Genomic DNA, 1557 nt, shown 5'->3' on the forward strand with positions numbered 1-1557 from the left:
ACCTCGAAGAAGCCTCGCACGTAGTGCATCACGTCTCTGAAGTTGCGGGTCTTGTACCCGCGATTCCGATTCACGGTGTTCGCGGGAGTGGGGAGAGTCTGTCGAACAACGGCAGCTCGCCCGTGCAGGACACCATTCACTCGAACCTCGACTCCGGCATGTAGGCGGAGGTGCTCGGGACCAGCGGCGCGTCGCTAAGCTGGATGTATCCGACGACGTCGGACTCCAGCGCCGCGAGGTCGGCGGGCGTGGAATCGGCCCGGACGACGTGCATCGTGTCGATGAGGATACGGAAGTCCGGCCGCCCGACCTGGCGAATGGCGTGGAGCGCTGTCGACAGATCCCCGATGGTCAGGCCCGGGCTCGGCTCCAGGGTCGCCTCCATGCCGAAGGACGCCGCCATCTCGGTGAGGATTCCGAACTGCTCCACGCTGCGACCCAGATCGGGATCGAGGGAGACGGTGTTGACCCGTCGAACACCCAGCTCGGCCATGAGCTCAAGGTCGGGAGCTCGGTTGCGAACGTCGGAGCCCGCACGGATGTTCATTCCCTCCCCGAGCGAGATGGAGATGCCGCGGTCGCGCATCGCCGCGATCATCTCCCGCCGCAGGGCGGCATCCTCGCGTAGTGAGAACGGCGGGTATCCCAGTGAGCTGTACGGATTGGATTCCAGGCCGGTGGAGATGTGCCGGCAGCCGAGGTCAGCGGCGAGGGAGACAAATTCCACCGGTGGCATGCCGAAGACGCTGAGGAACTCGATGCCCAGGTTCTCCATCGGGTTCGCCTCCTTATATGGTGGCAGAGATCTGCTGCGCCGGAAGGTCCCGGCTCCCGGCTGGGCCGTGCGGTGTCCGGGCAGCAGAGGCGGGTCGGTTCAGGAAGCACCCTCGACGACTTCGAGGGCATTACCGTCAGGGTCACCGAAGACCGCGAGGCGCACGCCGGGGGCGACGTCGAGGGGGCCCATGACCAGCCGCCCCCCGGCAGCCAGCACACGATCCGTGATCTTCCCCAGATCGTCGACGTACATCGTGAGGTACCGGATGCCGGTCGCACCGATGAAGACGGCGGGAGGCTCGGTCACGGTGGGGGGCTGCGCGGGAACCATGACCTTGATCGTGACGCCGGGTGCCTGGAGCGGATGGAGCACCCCCGCCCCTGACGTGATCACCGGGAGTCGTTTCAGGTCGAAGACGGTGATGAAGAAGTCCACCAGCGCCTCGTTCGTGCTGACGAGCCCGACTTCCACGCGCGACACGGTCATGTCAGGCCACCTTGAGGGAGACGCGCACCGCGTCCTGGCCGGGGACCCGTCGAGCGGCCAGCGCCAGCGCGACCTCGAACTGTTCGAGTGGGAAGGACGCTCCGTGGAGCACGCCGGTGGGCACCTTGCCCTCGTTGATCATCGGGCAGGCTCCGGCGAGGGCGAGGCCGCCGCCTGGCGCGATGGTCAGATGGCGCAGTGGCATCTGGCTGACGTCGGGCCCGTCGAGAAGCCGGTCCTTCAGCCCGGCCGCGACGATCGTCGCGCCGGTCCGCGCGAACTGCATCGCGGTC

At 67.1% G+C, this 1557-nt stretch carries 3 protein-coding genes; all 3 read right to left on the bottom strand.

What is annotated here, in order from left to right; all coding sequences use genetic code 11:
* Positions 1 to 136: 136 nt before the first annotated feature.
* Complete coding sequence (locus tag FDN03_RS16315; RefSeq protein ID WP_212743955.1) at positions 137 to 775, bottom strand: TIM barrel protein; 639 nt, start codon at positions 773 to 775, stop codon at positions 137 to 139.
* Between the two features lie 99 nt (positions 776 to 874).
* The gene (locus tag FDN03_RS16320; RefSeq protein WP_138178624.1) at positions 875 to 1264 is read right to left on the bottom strand and encodes a VOC family protein; all 390 of its coding nucleotides are present in this window, start codon (positions 1262 to 1264) and stop codon (positions 875 to 877) included.
* Position 1265: 1 nt separating this feature from the next.
* On the bottom strand, positions 1266 to 1557 hold a 292-nt coding region (locus FDN03_RS16325; RefSeq protein WP_212743956.1), incomplete at its 5' end, for a hypothetical protein.

The organism is Glutamicibacter sp. V16R2B1, assembly GCF_005774635.1.
GTDB lineage: Bacteria > Actinomycetota > Actinomycetes > Actinomycetales > Micrococcaceae > Glutamicibacter > Glutamicibacter creatinolyticus.

Coding starts and splice junctions, on each gene's coding strand:
- FDN03_RS16315 (WP_212743955.1), bottom strand. CDS start 775: ATGGAGAACCTGGGCATCGAGTTCCTCAGCGTCTTCGGCATGCCACCG.
- FDN03_RS16320 (WP_138178624.1), bottom strand. CDS start 1,264: ATGACCGTGTCGCGCGTGGAAGTCGGGCTCGTCAGCACGAACGAGGCG.